We start from the raw sequence: 20,197 nt of genomic DNA, 5'->3' as shown, positions 1-20,197 counted from the left end.
AGCGTTCAAGTGGTATGGCTCGGCGAGTTTTCGGCCGGATTCCGGAGGTAGATCGCGACGATTTCTTCCAGACTGCGGGCATGGGTGATTTCGGCGGTCCCGGCGCGTCTCTGGACGGCTGCATTCAAGGCATCCAGCTTTTGTGCAGTCAGGGTTTTCAATACCTCGGCCAGGTCAGCGGCATCGCCGGGTCGGTAACCGAGGCCGATGCCCTCGACTTTCTCCGTCATGCCGCCATGGGCCGGCACGATCAGGGGAATACCTGCATTGATGGCTTCTTGAATGACGACGGGAGAATTCTCGAACCAGCGGGAACCCATGACCACGAATTGATAACCCGCCATCAGTGTGGATACGTCCGATTGCGCATAGGGTCCGCGGTGCATGACGGATGTCGGCATGGCTGCGATGCGCGATTTTAGATTCTCGATATAAGTTTCGCCGGTCACCGAAGAGAAATTGCCGTGGATGCCGAGTGTGATATCCATCCCGTCGTTTCTTGCAAGCCGGACCGCCTCGACCACGATGTCCAGCCCTTTATAAAAATTGATCTGCCCGAAAAATCCGATCCTGAGTCCGGCATTCGGGTTGGGAGGCTTTCTTTTCACTGCCGAAGCGGCAGGTCGGATGACCATCAGGGGGTTTTCCACCACCGACATGCGGGATGCCGATACGCCCCAGGCAATATATTGATTTGCCAAAAATTGGGAGGGTGCTATGAATTCATCAACGAAACCAAGGGCCGACTTGACGACGATTTCGCGCATGAAAAACGCTATTGGCCGGATATGCGGAAAACACTTGGCCACACAGCGTTCCGGCGCGTAGCCCGCACAGATTTCATTGGTTTTGGTGAATAGCTGGCCATTGTTCGCGCAAATGGCGAGGTATTCATGCAAGGTCAGCACCACCCGGGTTCCGGGTCGGATTTTCTTGACCAGGGCGGCTGCTTCGATGCCGATATGCAGGTAATGGTGCAAATGCACCACGTCGGGCTGGTAGGCCTGCAGCAATACGCCGAAGGCTTCGACCAGATGGCTGGATGTCGAGGAGAAATTGAAATGCTCGGCATCGGTGAAGAGCAGGTAATCGTCTTCGCCGATCTGCGTGAGACTGCCGCCATTCGCAGAATGCGACTGCCCGCCCCAGCCCACAAAAACGGACGGGTGGCCTTGCGCTCGCAACAAACGATGCAGCGCATAGGCCGCCACTTCACCACCACCGTGGTGCAGGGTCGGATGTCCATGCGCGACGATGAGGGGTTTCATTGCACCACCTCGAGTTTCTGCAGACCCTGTTCCAGCGTCCTGCGCCACTTCTGGGTGTAGATGAACGCATTGATCAAGGTGATTTTTTGCCGCAGCCCGCCTTCCTGCTGGCCGATGGTCTGGCGTTCGAGGTGGAACAGGCCCTCGTCGCGAACGATGCCCAGCCTGCGCCCGGTGGCGATGATCCTCAGGCATAGGTCCGAGTCCTCGAAATCGCCACGCACGAAATCCCGGTCAAACCCCTTCAGCTGATGGAACAGGGACGCCGAAACCATCAGGCATGCAGCCGTCAGCAGGGTCGCATCTTCACCGGGCGGGTGTTGAGGAATCAGGTTGATCGGCAGGCCGCGGCGGGGGTGCTCGTTCAACATGAAGGCCGGATTGCGGTTCCAGCACGACACCGACATGCCATCGTGCTGAATGGTCTTGTCCGGATAGGTGAGGCGGAAACCCACTGCACCGGAATTGTCGCGGGCCAGCCAATTCAGCGCTTTTTCAACTGGCGCGCGTCGGCCGATGAAACAGTCGCTATTCAGGAACAGAAGATATCGAGCTCTGGCCTTGGCCGCCGCGAAGTTGTTGATTCCCGAGAATCCCTGGTTCTGGGTCGGCGCTACGATCCGGATCGAAATGCCGTAGAGCCGGACCAGCCGCCGGGTATTGCTGCGGACGCTTTCCAGAATTCGAGGGTCGTCGACCGCCAGGATGATTTCCCAGCCGCCGGTGCCGAGTGCCGCCAGGGCCGGTATCTGAATCAGTTCGAATCGGGTTTCCCCATAGAGCGGAATAATGACGGTGAGCTGCGGTGCCGCAGGGGGCCTACCGTGTGTTTCGTCGCAGGCATCGACAGGCTCAGGGGCACTGCTGGTAATCGCCTTGAATATGGGATGGTAGAACTTCTGGCAACGTTCCACATTCAGGTAAGGGTCGGGAATGATGCCGACGATGGAGGCCAGCGTTTCGGCCCGGCTGTCGATCTGGGTGACACGCAGGCTTTCGATGAAGGCACGGCCATTGGTGGCAACCAGAGCCACCGCCAGCTGAAGAATCTTCTCCATGGCCGGGCCGTCTTCGACAATGGCGGCGAAACCGTAATGACTCAGGATATTCGCGTCCGGGCTGCTGTAGGCGGCGACGACATCGGGTCTTGCAAAACGCACCAGCCTGTTTTTAAGGTCGACGCCTTTCGAAGCGCCGGGTTTTCCCATGACGATGGAGGCCAGTTGTTTATGCGGGTCGACGATCCAGCCGTGCAGGATGAGCAGGTTACCGACCCGTTTGAGTCCTTCGAAGTTGAAACTCAGCCCTTCGCAAAATTCGCTTTTGACTTTTACGATGGTGAGGTTATTCAAGGCTTTTCCTGTTTTTGATGCTGGTGACGTTTGCATGCAGGGGCTGAAGCCGGCAAGTCAGCGGGCCGCCAACAACGCCAGGCGCAACTGCGCTTCGGACGAGATCAGGCGTGTATTCACCAGCGCCACCTCGGCATCGGCGAGGAGCTGGTAACTCGTGACCACGTCGATATTGGTTTTCACCCCGCCCTGGTAACTCTTCACGTTGGCATCCACCGAAAGTCGTGCGGCTTCCACCGCCTGCTGCCGGATGTCGATTTCGTCTCGGGAAGACCGGATGGCGGCGTCGAGCCGTGCCACTTCGGAGGCCAGGCTGTCCTGGGTGAATCGCTGGGTGTCCTGCGTACGTTGCAATTCGTGGGCGGCGCGCTGGTTGTCGTACCACGGAGAAAAGCCGAGCGGAGCGGTCAGCGTGATGGCGATGCGGTTGGTATCGCTGCTGCTGGTGACGCCGGAGGTGGATACGCGGGCGAACTGCGCCGAGACTTGCGGCAGGTATTGCGCCTTGACCCGCTTCAACGCGAGTTCGGCCAGCGCGACGTTCATCCTCGCCGTGCGGTTCTGGGGCGCACTGGCGCGGACGTCGTCGATCAGCATGTCCAGGGGACGCGGATCGTTCCAGGCAGGCACGTCCGCCTGCATGGCGGGGATGTCGCCGTGCAGGCCTGTCAGCAGGGTGAAGTTGCGGTCTGCCGCAGTCAGTGCGTTGCGCAAGCTGACGCGGTTGGCCTGGGCCGCCGCCACGCGGACACGAAAGTCGCTGACATCGGTCACCGTGCCCTGGCCCAGCTCCCGCGTGCGGACGGCCCGGCGCAGCTGTTCTTCCAGGCCGCCGATCTGCAGCGTGAGTGCGCGGATCTGCTCGCGGTTACGGACCACGTCGGCCATGGCGGTGAAAACACGCAGCGCCAGGTCGGTGTTGGCCTGGGCCAGTTCTGCATCGGCCAGCGCGGCTATCGGGTCCGCCTGCTGGAGGGTGAGGTAGCGGTCGTAGCTGATCAGCGGCTGGGTGATGCTGACACTGCGTGTGCTGCGCCCGTTGGCGGTGACGTCTGCCTGGTTGTAGTACACCGCGCCCGACGGGTAGTACGCGGTGGCGGCCTGCCGCGACTGGGAACGTCTGCTTTCGACACCGGCCCGTTGTGCGGCGAATTGCGCGTCGGCGGTGCGGGCGGCTTCCACCGCCTGTTCGTAGCTCTGGGCTTTTGCATGGTTCCATGCACACGCGGCCCCACACAGGAAAACTATCGCGGATAGGGGGTTCGGCATTCGGTTCAGTCTTCCTTGAAGCTGCGTGCAAACCGGTCGAGCAGGGGTTTCGTCAGGTAGCTCATGAAGGTGCGTTCGCCGGTCTTCACGATGACCTCGACCGGCATGCCGGGCTGGATGTGGTTGGCGCCCAGCAGCTGCAGTCCCTCGGGCGTGGTTTCGACCTGGGCCAGGTAGTACTCGTTGTTGTTGCCGGCGCTGGAGCTGGTGCTGGTGCTGACCAGCCGGTCGACGCCGACCAGCTTGACGATGCCGGGCACGACGGGTGTGTTGCGCTGGTTGAAGGCAGAGAAACGCAGGTCGGCCCGAAGGCCCTTGCGCACCTTGTCGATGGAGGTCGGCGGCACTTGCGCCTCGATGACCAGGTTGCCTCCGTCGGGCACGATTTCCATCAGCACCTGGCCGGCGGTGATGACACCGCCGACGGTGTTGACCTTCAGGCCGACCACCGTGCCGGACACCGGTGCCCTGACCTCGGTGAGGTAACGGGCGAACTTCAGCGAGGTCATGCGCGACAGATAGGCGTCGCGGTTCTTCTGCAGGTCGGACAGTTCGTTGTCGATGTCCTTGTTGAACACGCCGCGCTGCTGCAGCATCTGCAGCTGGGTGGCGGCCATGGCGGTGTCGGCCTTGCTGGCTTCGGCGGTCAGGTTGGCCATTTCGGCCTGCAGGCTGCTTTGGGCGCGCAGGGTTTCGTTGGCCTTGGATTCGGACACGTAGCCTTCTTTCGCCAGCTCCACCGTGTTCCTGGCTTCATTGGCGACCAGCACCAGCTGGCTGCGTTTTTCGGCGGCCACCTGCACCAGGCTGCGGGCGGTGGCCTGCTGGCCGGCCAGCTGCTCGCGCAGGATGCGATTGGCGCTGTCCTGGTCCGCCCGGCGCGAGCCATAGAGCTGCATCTGCACATGCTTGGCTTCGCGTACGCGCGGGTCGGTTTCGCCGAACGGTTCGAGCTCGGCTTTCCAGCGGATCGGGGTGTTGGTGCGTTCGGCCAGCAGGCGCGATTCGGTGGTCAGCAGGGTGATGTACTGGGCCTCGGCGTTGCTCAGGTTGGCTTCGCTGTCGAGCGGGTTGACCTTCACCACCACATCACCCTGATCGACGTGCGAACCCTCGCGCACCAGCAGGTCCTCGACCACACCGCCACCGGGGTGCTGGACCGCCTTGCGGTTACCCGAAACGGTGACGGTGCCTGGGATCACCACACCGCCATCCAGCGGTGCCAGCGTGGCCCATGCGAGGAACACCAGGAAGCTGACCGAGACGATGGCCACCGCATTGCGCTGCACCTTCCGCTCCTGCAGGACCAGCGGTTCCAGGCCTTCGCCCAACGGACGCAGTCTGGCCGGGTCGTAGGGGTTCCAGTTCAGTGTCCACTGGCGGGCACGAGTGACTAGCGCGGTCATGCACTGACTCCGATCTGGGGCGGCTGGCCATCGTCGGCCGGTGATGTCACTGTAGGTTGCGCATCCGGGGCAGTCGGTACCTTTTGTACCGCTGCAAACAGTTCTTTCGGCGTACCGAACCCCACTTGACGGCCGGCTTTCAGTACCAGCATGCGGTCGACGATTCCGATGAGCCGCGGCCGGTGGGTGGTGACGATGACCGTGGCGCCTCGTTCGCGCAGCTGGTGCAGGGTGGCGATGAGGGCCTGCTCGCCGACCTCGTCGAGGTTCGCGTTGGGTTCGTCCAGCACCAAGTAGGCGGGATCGCCGTACAGGGCGCGGGCGATGGCCAGCCGCTGCCGCTGGCCGCCGGACAGGCTGAAGCCGGCATCTCCCAGCATCGTGTCGTAGCCCTTGGGCCACGACAGGATGATTTCGTGCAGGCCCACCATGCGGGTGGCGATCACCACCTTGTCGGCGTCGACCTCGCCCAGCCGCGCGACGTTCTCGGCGACGGTGCCCTCGTAGAACTCGATTTCCTGCGGTACGTAACCCATGCGCGGACCCAGTTCGTCGTGGTTCCATTCGGACAGGTCCACGCCGTCGAGCCGCACCGATCCGCTTGCCGGTTTCCACACGCCGACCAGCAGCTTCGCGAGGGACGATTTACCCGACGCGCTGGGGCCGACGATGGCCAGCTGTTGTCCGGCCTCGAGCGAAAAATGAATGTCTGCCAGCACCGGCCGTTCAGCGCCCGGAGGGGTGGCGGAAAGGCCTTCGACCGTCAGTTTTCCGACCGGGTCGGGCAGTGCCATCTGCTGCATGCGCCGGTCGTCCTCGGCCAGCAAAGCGTTCAGGCGGTCGAGGGCCTGGCGGGCCCTGACGATACCGGGCCACTGGCCGATGAGTTGCTGCAGGGGGCTGACCGAGCGGGCGATCAGCATGGATGCCGCCATCACCATGCCGCCGGTGATGGCGCCTTCGATGGCAAGGAACAGGCCCAGCGCCATGCCGAGCGTCTGGAAGCTGTGCTGCAGGAAGCTGGTGAGTCCGGTGCCGACGCCGGCCGCTTCGGTGGAGTTGACCTGCAGCATCAGGAACTCGCGATGCTTGCGGTACCAGCGCTTGCGCATGGCGGGCATCATGCCCAGCGCCAGGGTGGTTTCGGACTGCCGCAAAACGCTGCCGGCCAGCTGCAGGGACCGGGCGTTGGCATTGTTCGAAGCCCTCAGGGCGGCGGTGCTCATGCGGCGGTTGACCAGGCCCGCCAGCAACATCACGCCGCTGGCCACCAGGGCAAAAACCGCCAGGTAGGGATGGAACACCGCACCCAGGATGATGAACAGCACCGCGAAGGGCGCCGACAACAGCGACAGCACCCCCTTGCCGCCCAGGAACTGGCGCAGTTCCAGCAGGTCGCCCATCACCTGCTGCACGTTGACATGGCGTCGGCCGACATGGCGGCGAAACGAGGCGTCGAACACATCGGCGGCCAGTTCCCAGTCAATCCGCAGCGACAGCCGCACCATCAGCCGGGTGCGCACCCATTCCATGGCCGACCAGAACAGGTAGACCCCGACGATCAGGGAGGTCAGCGATGTGAGGGTGACGATGCTGCGGCTGCTCATCACGCGGTCGAAGGCGTTCCACATGTAGACGATGGGGGCGATCGAAAGCACCTCGATGACGATGCTTAGCAGGGTGATGGCCACGAAGCTGCTGCGGCATTGCCGCAGCACGTCGCCGACCGGCGTGGAATGCTCCGGTGCCGTCTGGCTGTCGAGTTTGGGGATGTCTGGCATGGCGCGTTTGCCTCCGTGGAGAAGAAGAAAGCGGTGGTTTGCGGAAACAGAAAAACCCTCCACCCGGGAAGGGGGAGGGTTGTGTCGAGAAGGCCCGGACGTCGCGCCGTGCGCGTCGTCCGGCCGTGGCGGCTTCGTTCAAGTCGGCTTGTGGAACGGATCCATCGGGTCCGTCGGCTGGCTGCCCAGGCCGAGCAGTTGCACCTCGACCGGCGTGAGGGTGACCGGGTCGATCGGCAGGACGCTGGCTTCGACGGCGTTCTGGTAAGCGGCACTGGAGGTGTCGCCGGTGTAATGCAGGTCGGTGATGCCCAGGTCGTGCAGCTGGTCGAACGATCCGCCTTGTTGCAGCAGCCTGGCCAGGTCGTCCTCGGTGACCACCAGGTCGACTTCGATGTCCGCTGCCACCTGGAAATGCGGCAGGTCGTCCAGCGTGTAGGCCGCACCGTCCTGATTGCCGAAGGCGACTTCGACCTTGTGCACACCCGCCGCCACCGTGACTTCGTCGACCCCCAGGGCCTGCATCTGCTGCAGCGAAGCCTCGAGGTAGGCGGTGCCGGCACCGTTGTCGGCCTGGGCGGTGACCACGATGTCCTGGCCGGTTCCGCCTTCGGCTGCCGACGGCAGGAAGGCGATGTTGGCCTGGGCCAACGCGTGGGCCAGTTCGTCGCTCATGTCGATGTGGTCGATGCCGCCTTCGGTCAGCGCGTGCTGCATGCCGTCCATGGCCTGTTGCAGGTCGTCCAGCGTACCGAACTGGGCCTGGCGCAGCTCGCCCATGCTCAGGTCGGCGGTGGTGTCCGAGGCGCCCAGCAAGGTGTTCAGCGACATCAGGTCGGCGTCGCTGGCAGTGCTGAAGGCCAGCGGGTCGGTGATGTTCACGCCCAACGGCAGGTCGGTCAGCGCGACGCCGCTCAGGGCATGTGCCAGTTCGATGGCCTGATAGCCGGTCATGCCCAGCGTGTCCACACCGGCATCGTGCAGATGGTCGGCCACCGAGGTGATCGCCGTCGCGTCGTGGGTGACGGCCAGCACATGGCCCAAATCCTGTGCGGTCAGGTTCACCGTCACGTCGGCGGCACCCAGCAGGGTGTCGAGGTCGTGGGTGCTGCTGCCGCCGGTGTGCAGGAAACCCGTGCCGTCGACCGTGATGGCGGTGCCCGCATCGAAGCTGAAGTGGGCGTTGGCCAGTTCGATGACCTGGCTGCCGGACAGCGCCAGGTGGTCCATGCCGGCGGTCTGCAGCTGAAGCATCAGCGTGTCCATCGCGGCATCGCCGTCGTTCAGCAGATGGCCGAGGTCCTGGTTGGTCAGGTGCACGGTCGTGTCGGCACCGGCCATCAGGTTGCCCAGCTCCACGCCTGTGACACCGGCGGTGTGCAGGAAACCGGTGCCGGTGACGCTGATGGTCGTGCCGGCGTCGAAACTGAAGCCTTCGTGGGCCAGCGTGGCGGTCTGGCCGGCGGTCAGTTCGAGCTGGTCCATGCCGCCGGCCTGCAGTTGCCTGACCATCGCGTCCAGCATGGCGTCGCCGCCTTGCAGCAGGTGGCCCAGGTCCTGGTCGGTCAGGCGCACGGTCACGTCGGCCGGTGCGAGCAATGCGCCGATCGCGGTCGGGCTGACACCGGCTGCATGCAGGAAACCGGTGCCGGTGACGGTGACGTCGATACCGGCATTCAGCGTGATGCCCACATTGGCCAGGGCATCGACCTGGTTGGAACTCAGTTCCAGGTGATCCATGCCGGACTGCTGCAGATGGCTGGTCAGTTCATCGAAGGAGGCGTCGCCACGCGCGACGATCCCGGCCATGTCACGGTTGCTCAGGTGCACCGTGACGTCGGCCGGCGACAGCAGTGCGCCGACGGCCGCGGTGCTGGCATTGCCGGCATGCAGGAAACCGGTGCCGGTGACCGAGATGTCGACGCCGGCGTTGAGCGTGAAGCCGGCTTCGGCCAATGCGCCGATCTGGCTGTTGCTCAGGTCGAGGTGGTCCATGCCGGACAGCTGCAACTGACTGATGAGGTCGTCGAAAGCCGGATCGCCGGCCGCGATCACCTGGCCCAGGTCCTGACTGGACAGGTGGACGGTCAGGTCGGCGGGTGCGAGCAATGCGCCGATCGCCGTCGAGCTGACGCCGCCAGCATGCAGGAAACCGGTGCCGGTGACGGACACATCGGTGCCGGCGTTCAGGGTGAAGTCCGCCCCGGCCAGGGAAGTGATCTGCCCGGGCGTCAGTTCCAGCACCTGCATGCCGCGGTCCTGCAGGCTGCTGATCAGGGTGTCGAAGGCGGCATCACCCCGTGGCAGCAGGTCGGTGATCTGCTGGTCGGTGAACTGGTAGTGCGAAGAGACGGATTCGAGCGGGGCCGCCGCGGGCGGATCGACGAGCGCCGACACGAATGCCGTCATCGGCGCGGCGGCCGGGGCCAGCTGGTCCTGATACCCCCGAAAGGCATCGTCGATCAGGGGCTGCAGGTCACCCGCGGCGTAGGAACCGCCGGCCGACACGTCGGCAACGACGGCCAGCAGGCCGCTTTGCGAGACCGAGGCCGCGGCCTTGGCCGCCGCCACCGTCGCGACCGCCTCGCCGAAGCCGGCCGCGGCCGGGTCGTGAGCGGCCACCAGGGCGCGGGCGTCGGACAGGGACGGTCCACCGTCCGTGCCACCGTAGGCGGTGGCGATGGCCACCACGCTGTCGTTCACCGCGGTCTCGATCTGCGCAGCCATCACCGGGTCGGCGACGATGGCCGTCAGCACCGCATGGCTGACCTCGGCCAGCGTGCCGGCCCCGCTGCTGACGGCTGCGCCGACCGCCGTCACTGCCACCTGCAGCGATGCGAAGTCGACCTTGCCGTCACCGGCTTGCGCCTGCGCAGCGGCCTGGATGACCGCATACACCTGCTGCTGCGCCGAGAAGACCGTTTCGGCCACGGAAGCAGCGGCGCCGCCCGCAGCCATCTCTGCGATGGGGTCGTAATGCAGCAGGTCGATGTGGGCGGGGATGCCGAGCACGGCCTTGAGGTCCGACGTGTGCAGCCACGGGTTGAGTGTCACCAGCAGGGTCAGCGGCGACACCACGCTGGCACCGCTCAGGCCGTCGGTGTCGGGCGCCATCAGCAGGCCGACGGCATTGCCGGTCTCGATGTCGATGCCGCCGGCTTCCACCACGATGCGGCCGGTCGACGTCCGCACCACGTCGGTCAGGGTGAAGTTGCCCTGGTCATCGGTGGTGGCGGTGCTTTCTCCGGGTTCCCGAACGCCGTTGGCGTTGGCGTCGTAGAAGACGGTGCCGTCCCGGACGTAGCCGTCGACCACCCTGCCGCTCAGGGCGATGAAGGCGAAGGCAGGTATCGCATGGCGGGCCGCTTGCGCGGCCCAATCCGAATCCGATCCCTTGTGTCCGGTCAGCAACTGGCTTGCCGCCTTCCATATCGCTCCGACAGAAAACACGCCTGGTGATTTCGTGTTTCCTTTCTTTCTCCCTGTGCCACTACGCGAATTGCTCATGTTGACCCCTGCCCTTGGTTTCTCAGTGCCGGCTCCAGAAAATCCGGAGAGACGGTCAATCGGAAGTTTTCGAAATGAAGCTGTCGATTCAGTTTTTCAAAAAGCAAAACAGAATCAGCAACTTACATAGCCACACAAATACGTGAACCGTTTCGAGTGGAAGAGAAAACGTCAGCCTTCGCCCAAAGCACGCTGACAGCGGGTTTAATGGACAACTCCTTACATGAATATGAGCCCGACTATGGAAACCCGTATTCACCCCAGGTGGGACTGACGTATATGCAGGATTGAATGTATTGACTTTGCATATGTCTTTACATCGCACAAACGGGGGATAAAGCGAACGTTAAGCAGGACGGGCGAAGTAACCGCGAACAGGCTCGGAAACGAAAAAGGCCGCCGAAAAATCGGCGGCCTTCAGCGGGCGCAGTGGGCGCGGGGGAATCAGACCACCGCTTGCACCGCCCCTTCGTCCTCTTCGTCACGCTTCGGCTTTTCGTTGCCGAACCAGGCGACATATAGCGCCGGCAGCACGACCAGGGTCAGCAACGTGGCGGTGAACAGGCCACCGATGACCACGATGGCCAGCGGCCGCTGGGTCTCGGAGCCGATCTCGTGCGAAAGCGCCATCGGCAGCAGGCCCAGCGCGGCCAGCATGGCCGTCATCAACACCGTGCGCAGGCGCTGCATCGAGCCTTCGCGCACCGCCTCGACCACGGTGGAACCCGATGCGCGCAGTTGCTGGAACACCGACAGCATGACCACGCCGTTCAGCACCGCCTGGCCCGATAGCGCGATGAAACCGATGGCCGCCGACACCGACAGCGGGATGCCGAAGACCCACAGCGCAAAGAAGCCGCCGAACAGTGCCAGGGGCACGTTCATCAGGATCAGGCCAGCCATCTTGAAGCTCTTGAAGGCGTCGAACAGCAGAACGAAGATCAGCAGCAACGAGATCGGAACGACCACCGCCAGGCGTTTCATGGCGCGTTCCTGGTTCTCGAATTCACCGGACCAGTTGACGACATAACCCTGCGGGATCTTGACGTTCTTCTCGACGCGTGCCTTCATGTCGGCCACCACCGAGCCCATGTCGCGGCCCTGGATGAAGATGCCGATGGCGGTGGTGCGGCGGCCGGCTTCGCGGGCGATGTTCATCGCACCGACGGTTTCCTGGATGTTGGTGACATCGGCCAGGGTCACATAACCGCCGTCAGGTGTGGCGATGGGCGTGCGGCGCAGGTTGGAGATCACCCGTTCTTCGGACGGCAGGCGCACTGCGACGGCGAACTTGCGTTCGCCCTCCCACAGGCTGGTGGCGGCCTTGCCGGCCAGCGCGGCCTCGATCACGTCCTGGATGTCGCCGACGTTCAGGCCGTAGCGCGAAGCCCGGTCGCGGTCGATGGCCAGCACCAGCTGCGGCACCTGGCCGTCGCGGTCGATCTCGGCACGGGCCACGCCTTCGACCTGTTTCACCTCGTGGGCGATCTGGTCGGTGACCTGCTTCATCAGCTGCAGGTCGTCGCCGGCCAGCTTGATGACGATCTGGCCCTTGATCTGCGAGATGGACTCCAGCACGTTGTCGCGGATCGGCTGCGAGAACGCCGGGTCGATGCTCGGGATGGCCGACAGCACCCGGTTCATCTCCTCGTTGATCTTCTCGCGGGTCATGCCCTTGCGCCACTGGTCCTCGGGCTTGATGTCCACGAAGATCTCGGCCATGGAAATGGTCTTGGGGTCGGTGCCGTCTTCCGGCTGGCCGGCCTTGGAAACCGTGGTGCGCACCTCGGGCACCGTCAGCAGCGCCTTGCGTGCCATGTGCAGGATGCGCGAGGCTTCCTGCGTGGACACGTTGGGCGACAGCGTGAAGTTGACCCAGGTAGTGCCTTCGTTCAGCTCGGGCAGGAATTCGGATCCCAGGCGTGAGGCCACCACCACGGTCAGGCCGAAGGTGACGACCGCGGCAATGGCCACGATGCGGCGGCTGCGCAGCGCCCAGTCGAGCACCGGGCCGTAGAACCGCTTGGCGCCGCGCACCACACGGTTGTCGCCGTGCGGCAGCTTCTTGCGCAGCATCCAGTAGGCGAGCAGCGGCACCAGGGTCAGCGAGAAGATCAGCGAACCGATCAGCGCGGTGGTGACCGACAGGGCCATGGGCTGGAAGATGCGGCCTTCGTGGCGTTGCAGCGCGAAGATGGGAATGTGCGCCGCGATGATGATCAGCATCGAGAACAGGGTGGGGCGACCCACCTCGTTGACGGCTGCGATGATGGTCTCGCGACGCTCCGAAGGCTTCATGTCCTCGCGTTTCTCGGACAGCCGGTGCATGACGTTCTCGATCACGATCACCGCGCCGTCCACGATGATGCCGAAGTCCATCGCGCCCAGGCTCAGCAGGTTGGCCGGCACGCCCATGATCTTCAGGCCCATGAAGGTCGACAGCAGGGCCAGCGGAATCACCACCACCACGGCCAGGCTGGCACGCAGGTTGGACAGGAAGATGTAGAGCACCAGCGACACCAGGATGGCGCCTTCCACCAGGTTGCGGAAGACGGTAGAAAGCGTCTTTTCCATCAGCCAGGTGCGGTCGTAGAAGGGCACGATCTGCACGCCCGGCGGCAGGCCGCGGGCATTGATGTCGGCGATCTTTTCCTTGACCGCCTTCAGCACCACGGAGGGGTTCTCGCCCTTTCGCATGATGACGATGCCGGTGACGATGTCGTCGTCGTTGTCCTGCCCCACCACCCCCAGGCGCGGCACGGCGCCGATCTTCACCTGGGCGATGTCGTGGATCAGGATGGGCGTGCCGCCGCGCGCGGCCACCACCACCCGGCCGATGTCGTCTGCCGACTGCAGCAGGCCGATGCCGCGGATGGTGTATTGCTGCGCACCCTGGCGCACATAGCTTCCGCCGGCGTTGCTGTTGCCGCGGCCGAGTGCGTCGAGCAGGTTCTGGAAGGTGACCTTGTAGGCACGCAGCTTGTCGAGGTCGGGCTGCACTTCGTACTGCTTGATGGCACCGCCCATGGCGACCACGTCGGCCACGCCGGGCACCTGGCGCAGGCCGCGTTCGACCACCCAGTCTTCCTCGCTGCGCAGCTCGGTGGTGGTGCGGCCGTCGCCGCGCAGCCGATACCGCATGATTTCGCCGACGGGTGTGGCGTTGGGCGCGATCTCGGCCTCGACGCCGTCGGGCAGGTCGACGCCGCGAAGGCGTTCGGCGACCTGCTGGCGCACCAGGTTGACCTCGGACTTGTCGTCGTACGTGACGACGCTGAACGACAGGCCGAACTGGGTGTGCGAAAACACCCGGATGGAGTTGGGTAGTCCGGCCAGCGCCACCTCGATGGGCAGGGTGACCTGTTTCTCGACCTCTTCGGCAGCGCGCCCGGGGTAGAGGGCGATCACCGTGACCTGGGTGTCGGTCACGTCCGGGAAGGCTTCGACCGACAGGTTCTTGAAGGCGAACACGCCCGCCATCGCGAACAGCAAGGTGCCCAGTACGATGAACAGCGGCTGGTGCAGCGCGTATTGGATGAGACGCTTCATGGCTTATTTGGCCTTCGGTGCTTCGACCGCGTTGCCGTTGATGGCAGCCGATGCCGGATTGCCGGCGTCTTCGTTGGCCACGTTGAACTCACGTGCCAGCAGCAGGGCGTTGTCGGCCACTACCTGGTCGCCGACCTGCAAGCCGGACGACAGCACCACTTCCTTCGAGCCCAGGTGTCCCATCACCACGGTGCGGGGTTCGAACACACCCGGCTGCACCTGCACGTAGACCACGTGTTTGCTGCCGTCCAGCGTGACGGCGGTGGACGGCACGACCACGCCGTTGAGCTTTTCGCGCACACGAGCGGTCACCAGCATTTCGCCCTTCAGGCGGCGGTCGGCATTGGCCACCAGGCCACGGACCTTGATGGTGCGGGTGCCGGGGTCGATGGCATCGGACGCGGCGATGACCTTGCCGGTGAACACTTCGCCCGGATAGGCCGGCACCTGCAGTTCGAAGCTGGCACCGGGCTGCATGCTGCCGATGTCGGTTTCCTTGGCGTCGATCTGGACCCACAACGAGCTGGGGTCCGTCACCACGAACAGCGCCGGCACGCCGGGACCGCTCTGGTCCGGGCGCACTTCCTGGCCGGGGTTGAGGTTGCGTTCGACCACCACGCCGGCGATGCCGGAGGTGATGCCCAGCTGCTGGTTGACCGCCGAAGCGGTGCCATACAGGCTGGTGCGGGCTGCGGCGCGGGCCGATTCGGCCTGGGCGCGGGCCACGTCGGCCTCCGTCTGCTCCAGGTCCTTGCGGGCGATGATGCCGGCGTCGAACAGCTCACGCTGGCGGGCCAGGGTCTTGCGCGCCAGCGACAGGTCGACCCCTGCCTTGGCGGTGTCGCTCTGGGCCGAACCGAAGTCGGGCGACGCGATGCGGGCCAGCGGCGTGCCGGGCTTGACCACCGTGCCGATGTCGGCCGTGATGGCCACGATGCGGCCGCCGAAGGCCGGGTACACACGCTGGGTGCGTTCTTCGTTCCACACCAGCCGTGCGGGCAGTTCGGCGACCACGTCGACGGCGGCGGTGGCAGGTTTGGATGCCAACAGCTTCAGTTGCGGATGGCCGGCCGGGAAACGCAGCTGTTTGCCTTGCAGGATGGGGGCCGGCGGCGGCGGCGCCTCGGCCGTCTTGGTCGATTCGCCGCAGGCGGTCAACAGCATCAGGGCCGACAGGCTGCCGGCGACCATCAGCGCGGCAAGGGGGGAACGGCGGAAAGAGGGCTGCATGGCGGGTCTCGTGGCGGTGACGGGTGCGGTATCCGGAGTAAACATGGAAGCGAGTGGATGGCTCATTGCGGCATCAGCAGTTGCGGGCGCGTCTGCAGCGTCCAGGCACCTGCGGCCTTGGCGTAGTCGGTGCGGGCGTCGATGGCTTCGAGCAGGGTCGCGCGCAGGGTGCGGCGGGCGTCGAGCAGATCGACCAGCGGGATTGCGCCACGGCGGAAAGCCAGTTCGGCACCGTCGGCCACCTTGCGGGCGCGCGGAAGGATCTCGGTGTCGTAGCCCTGCGCTCGCTGCTGGGCGGTGAGCGCTGCGCGTTGCAGGCCCTGCAGTTCCAGCGCGGCGTCGCGGCGGGCCTTGTCGAGGCTGTCTTCTGCCTGCGTATACGTGGCTTGCGCGCGGCCGATCTCGCCTTCGAAGCTGTAGCCCCATTGCAGCGGAATGGAGGCGCGGAACTGGATCAGCCGGGTCGACGTGCCCGGGTAATGCTCGAAGCCGGCACCGATGGTGACGTCGCTCTTCTTCAGCGCCAGGGCGCCGTCGAGGCTGGCCTGCGCGGCCTGCACACGGGCCAGGGCGGCGCGCACGTCGGGGCGGTTTTCGGCAATGGACAGGATGTCGACCGGTGTGGCGTCGACCTGCGGCAGCGCGGCATAACCGTCGGCGCGCAGCTCGGTCGGCGCGATGCGGCCGGCGCCGCGTGCACCCATCGACTGGGCCAGCGTGGTGACGGCCTGCTGCTGGTCGTACAGCGCCTGCTGTACATCGGCGCGCGCGCGCTGGGCTTCGATGGCGGTACGGGCCGCGTCCTGCGCGGGCAGGTCGCCGGCCTGCACCCGGCGGTCGGAAGCACGCGACAGGTCGGTGGCGCTGTTGGCGATTTCGCGGACCTCGATAGCCCGGTCCTGTGCTGCCAGCAGGTCGTAGTAGGCGGCTAGGGCGGTGATCAGCGCATGGATGCGGATGTCTTCCACATCGGCGCTGGCGGCCACGGCGGAACGCTCGGCGGCAGCGGTGCGCAGCCGGCGTTTGTCGCCACGTTCGTAGGTCCAGTCCAGGCCGATGGTCTTGTCGATGCGTTTGTCGCGAATGGCGTTGCCGGCGCCGATGCCGTTTTTGAGGTCGATGTTCTCGGCCACACCCGACAGCACCGGAAGCGGTGCATGGTCGGCAGCCAGGATGTCGGCGCGCGCGGCGGCCAGGTTGCCCTGGGCGATGGCGACGTCCAGGTTGTCGCGTGCGGCGGCCAGGGCCTGGGTGAGGGTGATGACACGGGCGGCCGAGGCATTGGCCGAAGCCATCGCGACCGCGGTGGCCGGAACTGGCGGAACGGAGGCGGGCGCGCCTGCCGTGCCCGATGGTCCCATCGCGGTCTGCGCGCCGGCGGGCAGGGCCAGCAACCACGCGCTTGTCCAAATCAACTGTCGTATGCTCATGGTCGCGGTTATCGCGGTGCGGGCCTGACCATCGCCTGACCGGCCGGCCGCAGGGGATTTGGCCCAAGGGCAAACCCCAGGCATCCCCCATTTTTTCCTGTCCGAACTGTCGCTTTTTCCGATGCGCATCCTCGTTGTCGAAGACGATCCCGTCCTGCGTGACGTCATGTTGCGGAGCCTGCGTGACGCCGGCCACCGCGTGGACGAAGCCCGCAGCGTTTCCGAGGCCGACCATTTCTGGCGGGTGCAGCCTTTCGATGCGGTGTTGCTCGACCTGAACCTGCCGGTAAAAAGCACGCAGGGCAGCGCGCAGGGCAGCGGCCTCGATGTCCTGCGTAGTGCGCGCAGCCGCGGCGACCGCACTCCGGTGCTGGTGCTGACGGCGCGTCACCGCACCGAAGAACGCATCGCCGGCCTGGACGCCGGTGCCGACGACTATCTCGGCAAACCCTTCGAACTGGCCGAAGTCGAGGCGCGACTGCGGGCTCTGGTGCGCCGCGCCCAGGGAACGCAGGACGTGTCCGGGGTGGGCAGCCTGTCCCTGGACCGGAAGGCCCGGCGTTTCACCCTGCACGGGCAGATGCTCGAATTGCCGGCACGTGAATTCGAGGTGCTGTGGGAACTGATGACCCCGCCCGGCCGGGTGGTCAGCAAACGCACCCTGTCCGAGAAACTGTCGAGCTTCGACGACAACCTTGGCGACAACGCGCTCGAAGCGTTCATCTCGCGCCTGCGCAAGAAACTCACGGGCAGCGGGGCCGGTATCCGCACGCTGCGCGGACTGGGTTACCTGCTCGAATCCGAAAACGATTCCGAGGCACTGCAATGACACCCCGGGCGTCGCTTTCGGCGCCGCCCGGCCTGCCTTCGCTGCGCACGCGCGTGCTGCAGCATGTGCTGGTGCCGCTGGCACTGGCCTGGCTGCTGGGGGTGGTGGTGTCGATCGCGGTGGCGATCAACTTCACCCAGCGTGCCTTCGATCGCGCCCTGCTCGACGACGCCTATTCGGTGGCCGCCAACGTGCACACCACGGGCGAGGAACTCGAGCTGGGCCTCACCCCGCGCGAGGTCGGCGCAGTGCTTTTCGACCAGTCCGAACGCATCTATTTCGCCGTGCTGTGGCCCGACGGGACGCTGCTGGCCGGCCATGCCGGACTGCATGCACCGTCGCCGGAAGACGGCGGTGCCTACCGTTTCTCCGACATCAGCTACCAGGGCAGGCCGCTGCGGGCGGTGGTGCTGCGTACCGCCAAGCCCCAGCCCTTCGACGTGGTGATGGCAGAGACCACACGGTCGCGCAGCAAGTTGCTGGGCAGCCTGCTGCTGTATGCCATCGTGCCGCAGCTGTTTTTGCTGGTGCTGCTGGCCATCTGGCTGGGCCGCGCCATCGCCGACGATGTCCAGCCGTTGCTGGCATTGCAGCGGACGCTTGAGCAGCGCAGCGCCGGCGACCTGTCGCCGGTGAATGCCCAGGCTTCCACCCGCGAAGTGCAACAGCTGGGCGCGGCGCTGGACAAGCTGTTCGGCCGTGTCGATGCCGGCGTGCGGGCCCAGCGTGAATTCGCCGGTAACGTGGCGCACGAACTGCGCACGCCGCTGGCGGGCATCCGGGCACTGGCCGAATACGGTCTGGCGCAACAAGACCCGCAGGCCTGGCGCGAACAGCTCGAACGCATCGCACGCAGCCAGGAACGCGCCAGTCACCTGGTCGACCAGCTGCTGGCGCTGGCACGCGCCGACGAAGCTCCCGCGATGCGGTTCGAACCGGTGCGGCTGGACGAAGTGGCACGCGACGCAGTACTGCGATTCCTGTCGCGTGCGGATCTGGCCGGTGTCGATTTGGGGGCGCGCGGTCTGGACGAACCGGTCAGCGTGATGGCGCATGCCTCGCTGCTGGACGGCATCGTCAACAACCTGCTCGACAACGCACTGCGCTACGGAAAACCGGCCGATGGCGGCACCTCCCGCATCACGGTGGCGCTGACGGTTCACGAGGGCAGCGGGGATGTGAGCCTGACCGTGATCGACAACGGGCCGGGCATCTCGCCGGAACAGCAGGGACGCCTGCGCCAGCGCTGGGCGCAGGGACCCGAGGGCGCCTGGCTGAAGCAGGGCTCGGGACTGGGCCTGTCGATCGTCGCGCGTTATGCGCAGCTGCTGGGCGCGACGCTGGACCTTGAGCCTGCGCCCGGCCATCCGGGCCTGGCAGCGTCGGTGACCTTGCCGTGCGCGCCGCCCGCGCCTCCGGCCCAGGGCTGACCGGCCCTTGCCGCCTTAGCTGAGGGTCGGGTAGTCGGTGTAGCCGTGTTCGCCGCCGCCGTAGAACGTGGCCTGGTCGGGCTGGTTCAGGGGCGCGTCCTCCTTCAGGCGGCGCACCAGGTCGGGGTTGGCGATATAGGCCTTGCCGAAGGCGACCAGGTCGACCTCGCCATCGGCCACCTTCTGGATGGCCAGCGCGCGGTCGTATCCGTTGTTGACCATCCATGCGCCCTTGCCGCCAGCTTCGCGGTATGCGTTCTTCAGGGCCGCGTAGTCGAAAGGGCGGTCGCCGATTTCGCGCGGGCCACCGGTAGCGCCTTCGATGATGTGGACATACGCCAGTTGCAGCGGGCCCAGTTCACGCACCACGTATTCGAACAATGCCTGCGCATGGCTGTCGTGCACGTCGTTGGCCGGCGTGACAGGCGACAGCCGGATGCCGACCTTGCCGCCGCCCAGGTCGTCGACGATGCCGCGGGTCACCTCGAGCAGCAGGCGGGCGCGGTTCTCGATGCTGCCGCCGTAGTCGTCGGTGCGTTTGTTGGAGTCGCTCTTCAGGAACTGGTCGAGCAGGTAGCCATTGGCGCCGTGCACCTCGACACCGTCGAACCCGGCGCTTTCCACCGCGTTGCGGGCCGCCACTCGGTAGCTCTTGACGATGCCCGGCAGTTCGCCGACATCGAGTGCGCGCGGTTCCGACACCGGCACCATTTCACCGCTGCCGTCGGCATGCACCAGGTAGGTCTTGGACTTGGCGGTGATCGCCGATGGCGCGACCGGCGCCCCGCCGTCCGGCTGCAGGCTGGTGTGCGAGATGCGACCCACGTGCCACAGCTGCACCACGATCTTGCCGCCGGCTTCGTGCACGGCTTCGGTCACTTTCTTCCAGCCGTCGAGCTGCTCGGTGCCGTACAGGCCCGGCACGTGGGCGTAACCCTGGCCCTGGTGGCTGATGGCGGTGGCTTCGGTGATCAGCAGGCCGGCCGTGGCGCGCTGCGCGTAGTACTTGGCGGTGATGTCGAGCGGGATGGCCTCGGGCGAACGGTTGCGGGTCAGCGGCGCCATCACGATGCGATTGGCAAGTTCGAGGTTGCCGGCCTTGACCGGGTCGAAGAGTGTGGAAGTAGGCATAAGTGAGGGTTAAGG

General features: G+C 65.5%; 12 protein-coding genes. 2 read left to right on the top strand and 10 right to left on the bottom strand.

Features of this window, described 5'->3' with window-relative positions; all coding sequences use genetic code 11:
• Positions 1-5: 5 nt before the first annotated feature.
• The 9 genes from AC3ANW_RS21675 to AC3ANW_RS21635 all read right to left on the bottom strand — a co-directional run bounded on the left by AC3ANW_RS21675 (position 6) and on the right by AC3ANW_RS21635 (position 16,777).
• Entirely contained in the window at positions 6-1,268 is a 1,263-nt protein-coding gene (locus AC3ANW_RS21675) for a glycosyltransferase (protein WP_488342892.1), read from the bottom strand.
• Positions 1,265-2,620: a glycosyltransferase family 2 protein gene (locus tag AC3ANW_RS21670; protein ID WP_488342891.1), complete on the bottom strand. Its 1,356-nt coding sequence runs from the start codon at positions 2,618-2,620 to the stop codon at positions 1,265-1,267. Before AC3ANW_RS21670 ends, AC3ANW_RS21675 begins: the two co-directional genes overlap by 4 nt.
• A gap of 57 nt (positions 2,621-2,677) precedes the next feature.
• Positions 2,678-3,889: a TolC family protein gene (locus AC3ANW_RS21665; protein WP_488342890.1), complete on the bottom strand. Its 1,212-nt coding sequence runs from the start codon at positions 3,887-3,889 to the stop codon at positions 2,678-2,680.
• Between the two features lie 5 nt (positions 3,890-3,894).
• Entirely contained in the window at positions 3,895-5,295 is a 1,401-nt protein-coding gene (locus AC3ANW_RS21660; protein WP_488342889.1) for an HlyD family type I secretion periplasmic adaptor subunit, read from the bottom strand.
• Positions 5,292-7,076, bottom strand: coding sequence for a type I secretion system permease/ATPase (locus tag AC3ANW_RS21655; RefSeq protein WP_488342888.1), 1,785 nt, complete (start codon positions 7,074-7,076; stop codon positions 5,292-5,294). The genes AC3ANW_RS21660 and AC3ANW_RS21655 overlap by 4 nt, the downstream gene beginning before the upstream one ends.
• 138 nt (positions 7,077-7,214) lie before the next feature.
• Entirely contained in the window at positions 7,215-10,526 is a 3,312-nt protein-coding gene (locus AC3ANW_RS21650; protein WP_488342887.1) for a hypothetical protein, read from the bottom strand.
• 501 nt (positions 10,527-11,027) lie between these two features.
• Complete coding sequence (locus AC3ANW_RS21645) at positions 11,028-14,132, bottom strand: efflux RND transporter permease subunit (protein WP_488342886.1); 3,105 nt, start codon at positions 14,130-14,132, stop codon at positions 11,028-11,030.
• Between the two features lie 3 nt (positions 14,133-14,135).
• On the bottom strand, positions 14,136-15,362 hold the full coding sequence (locus tag AC3ANW_RS21640) for an efflux RND transporter periplasmic adaptor subunit (protein ID WP_488342885.1): 1,227 nt from the start codon (positions 15,360-15,362) through the stop codon (positions 14,136-14,138).
• Between the two features lie 62 nt (positions 15,363-15,424).
• The gene (locus AC3ANW_RS21635; protein WP_488342884.1) at positions 15,425-16,777 is read right to left on the bottom strand and encodes a TolC family protein; all 1,353 of its coding nucleotides are present in this window, start codon (positions 16,775-16,777) and stop codon (positions 15,425-15,427) included.
• Between the two features lie 136 nt (positions 16,778-16,913).
• Here AC3ANW_RS21635 and AC3ANW_RS21630 point away from each other — a divergent pair, with 136 nt between their 5' ends.
• Both AC3ANW_RS21630 and AC3ANW_RS21625 read left to right on the top strand, forming a co-directional pair.
• Positions 16,914-17,621, top strand: coding sequence for a response regulator transcription factor (locus tag AC3ANW_RS21630; protein WP_488342883.1), 708 nt, complete (start codon positions 16,914-16,916; stop codon positions 17,619-17,621).
• Positions 17,618-19,051 carry a sensor histidine kinase gene (locus AC3ANW_RS21625; RefSeq protein ID WP_488342882.1) on the top strand — a complete coding sequence of 478 codons (1,434 nt, stop codon included), beginning with the start codon at positions 17,618-17,620 and terminating at the stop codon, positions 19,049-19,051. The genes AC3ANW_RS21630 and AC3ANW_RS21625 overlap by 4 nt, the downstream gene beginning before the upstream one ends.
• Before the next feature lie 15 nt (positions 19,052-19,066).
• Here the strand turns inward: AC3ANW_RS21625 and AC3ANW_RS21620 are convergent, their stop codons facing one another.
• Complete coding sequence (locus AC3ANW_RS21620; protein ID WP_488342881.1) at positions 19,067-20,182, bottom strand: alkene reductase; 1,116 nt, start codon at positions 20,180-20,182, stop codon at positions 19,067-19,069.
• Between the last annotated feature and the right edge of the window lie 15 nt (positions 20,183-20,197).

The organism is Xylophilus sp. PBN-3R (genome assembly GCF_057747805.1).
Note: the sequence above shows the minus strand (reverse complement) of the source record. Positions and strands in the feature narration are given on the sequence as shown.

Excerpts from the sequence above, each read along its gene's own strand:
- AC3ANW_RS21665 (WP_488342890.1), bottom strand. The coding sequence starts at position 3,889 with ATGCCGAACCCCCTATCCGCGATAGTTTTCCTGTGTGGGGCCGCGTGT.
- AC3ANW_RS21630 (WP_488342883.1), top strand. The coding sequence starts at position 16,914 with ATGCGCATCCTCGTTGTCGAAGACGATCCCGTCCTGCGTGACGTCATG.
- AC3ANW_RS21625 (WP_488342882.1), top strand. The coding sequence starts at position 17,618 with ATGACACCCCGGGCGTCGCTTTCGGCGCCGCCCGGCCTGCCTTCGCTG.
- AC3ANW_RS21675 (WP_488342892.1), bottom strand. The coding sequence starts at position 1,268 with ATGAAACCCCTCATCGTCGCGCATGGACATCCGACCCTGCACCACGGT.
- AC3ANW_RS21640 (WP_488342885.1), bottom strand. The coding sequence starts at position 15,362 with ATGCAGCCCTCTTTCCGCCGTTCCCCCCTTGCCGCGCTGATGGTCGCC.
- AC3ANW_RS21655 (WP_488342888.1), bottom strand. The coding sequence starts at position 7,076 with ATGCCAGACATCCCCAAACTCGACAGCCAGACGGCACCGGAGCATTCC.
- AC3ANW_RS21645 (WP_488342886.1), bottom strand. The coding sequence starts at position 14,132 with ATGAAGCGTCTCATCCAATACGCGCTGCACCAGCCGCTGTTCATCGTA.
- AC3ANW_RS21660 (WP_488342889.1), bottom strand. The coding sequence starts at position 5,295 with ATGACCGCGCTAGTCACTCGTGCCCGCCAGTGGACACTGAACTGGAAC.
- AC3ANW_RS21620 (WP_488342881.1), bottom strand. The coding sequence starts at position 20,182 with ATGCCTACTTCCACACTCTTCGACCCGGTCAAGGCCGGCAACCTCGAA.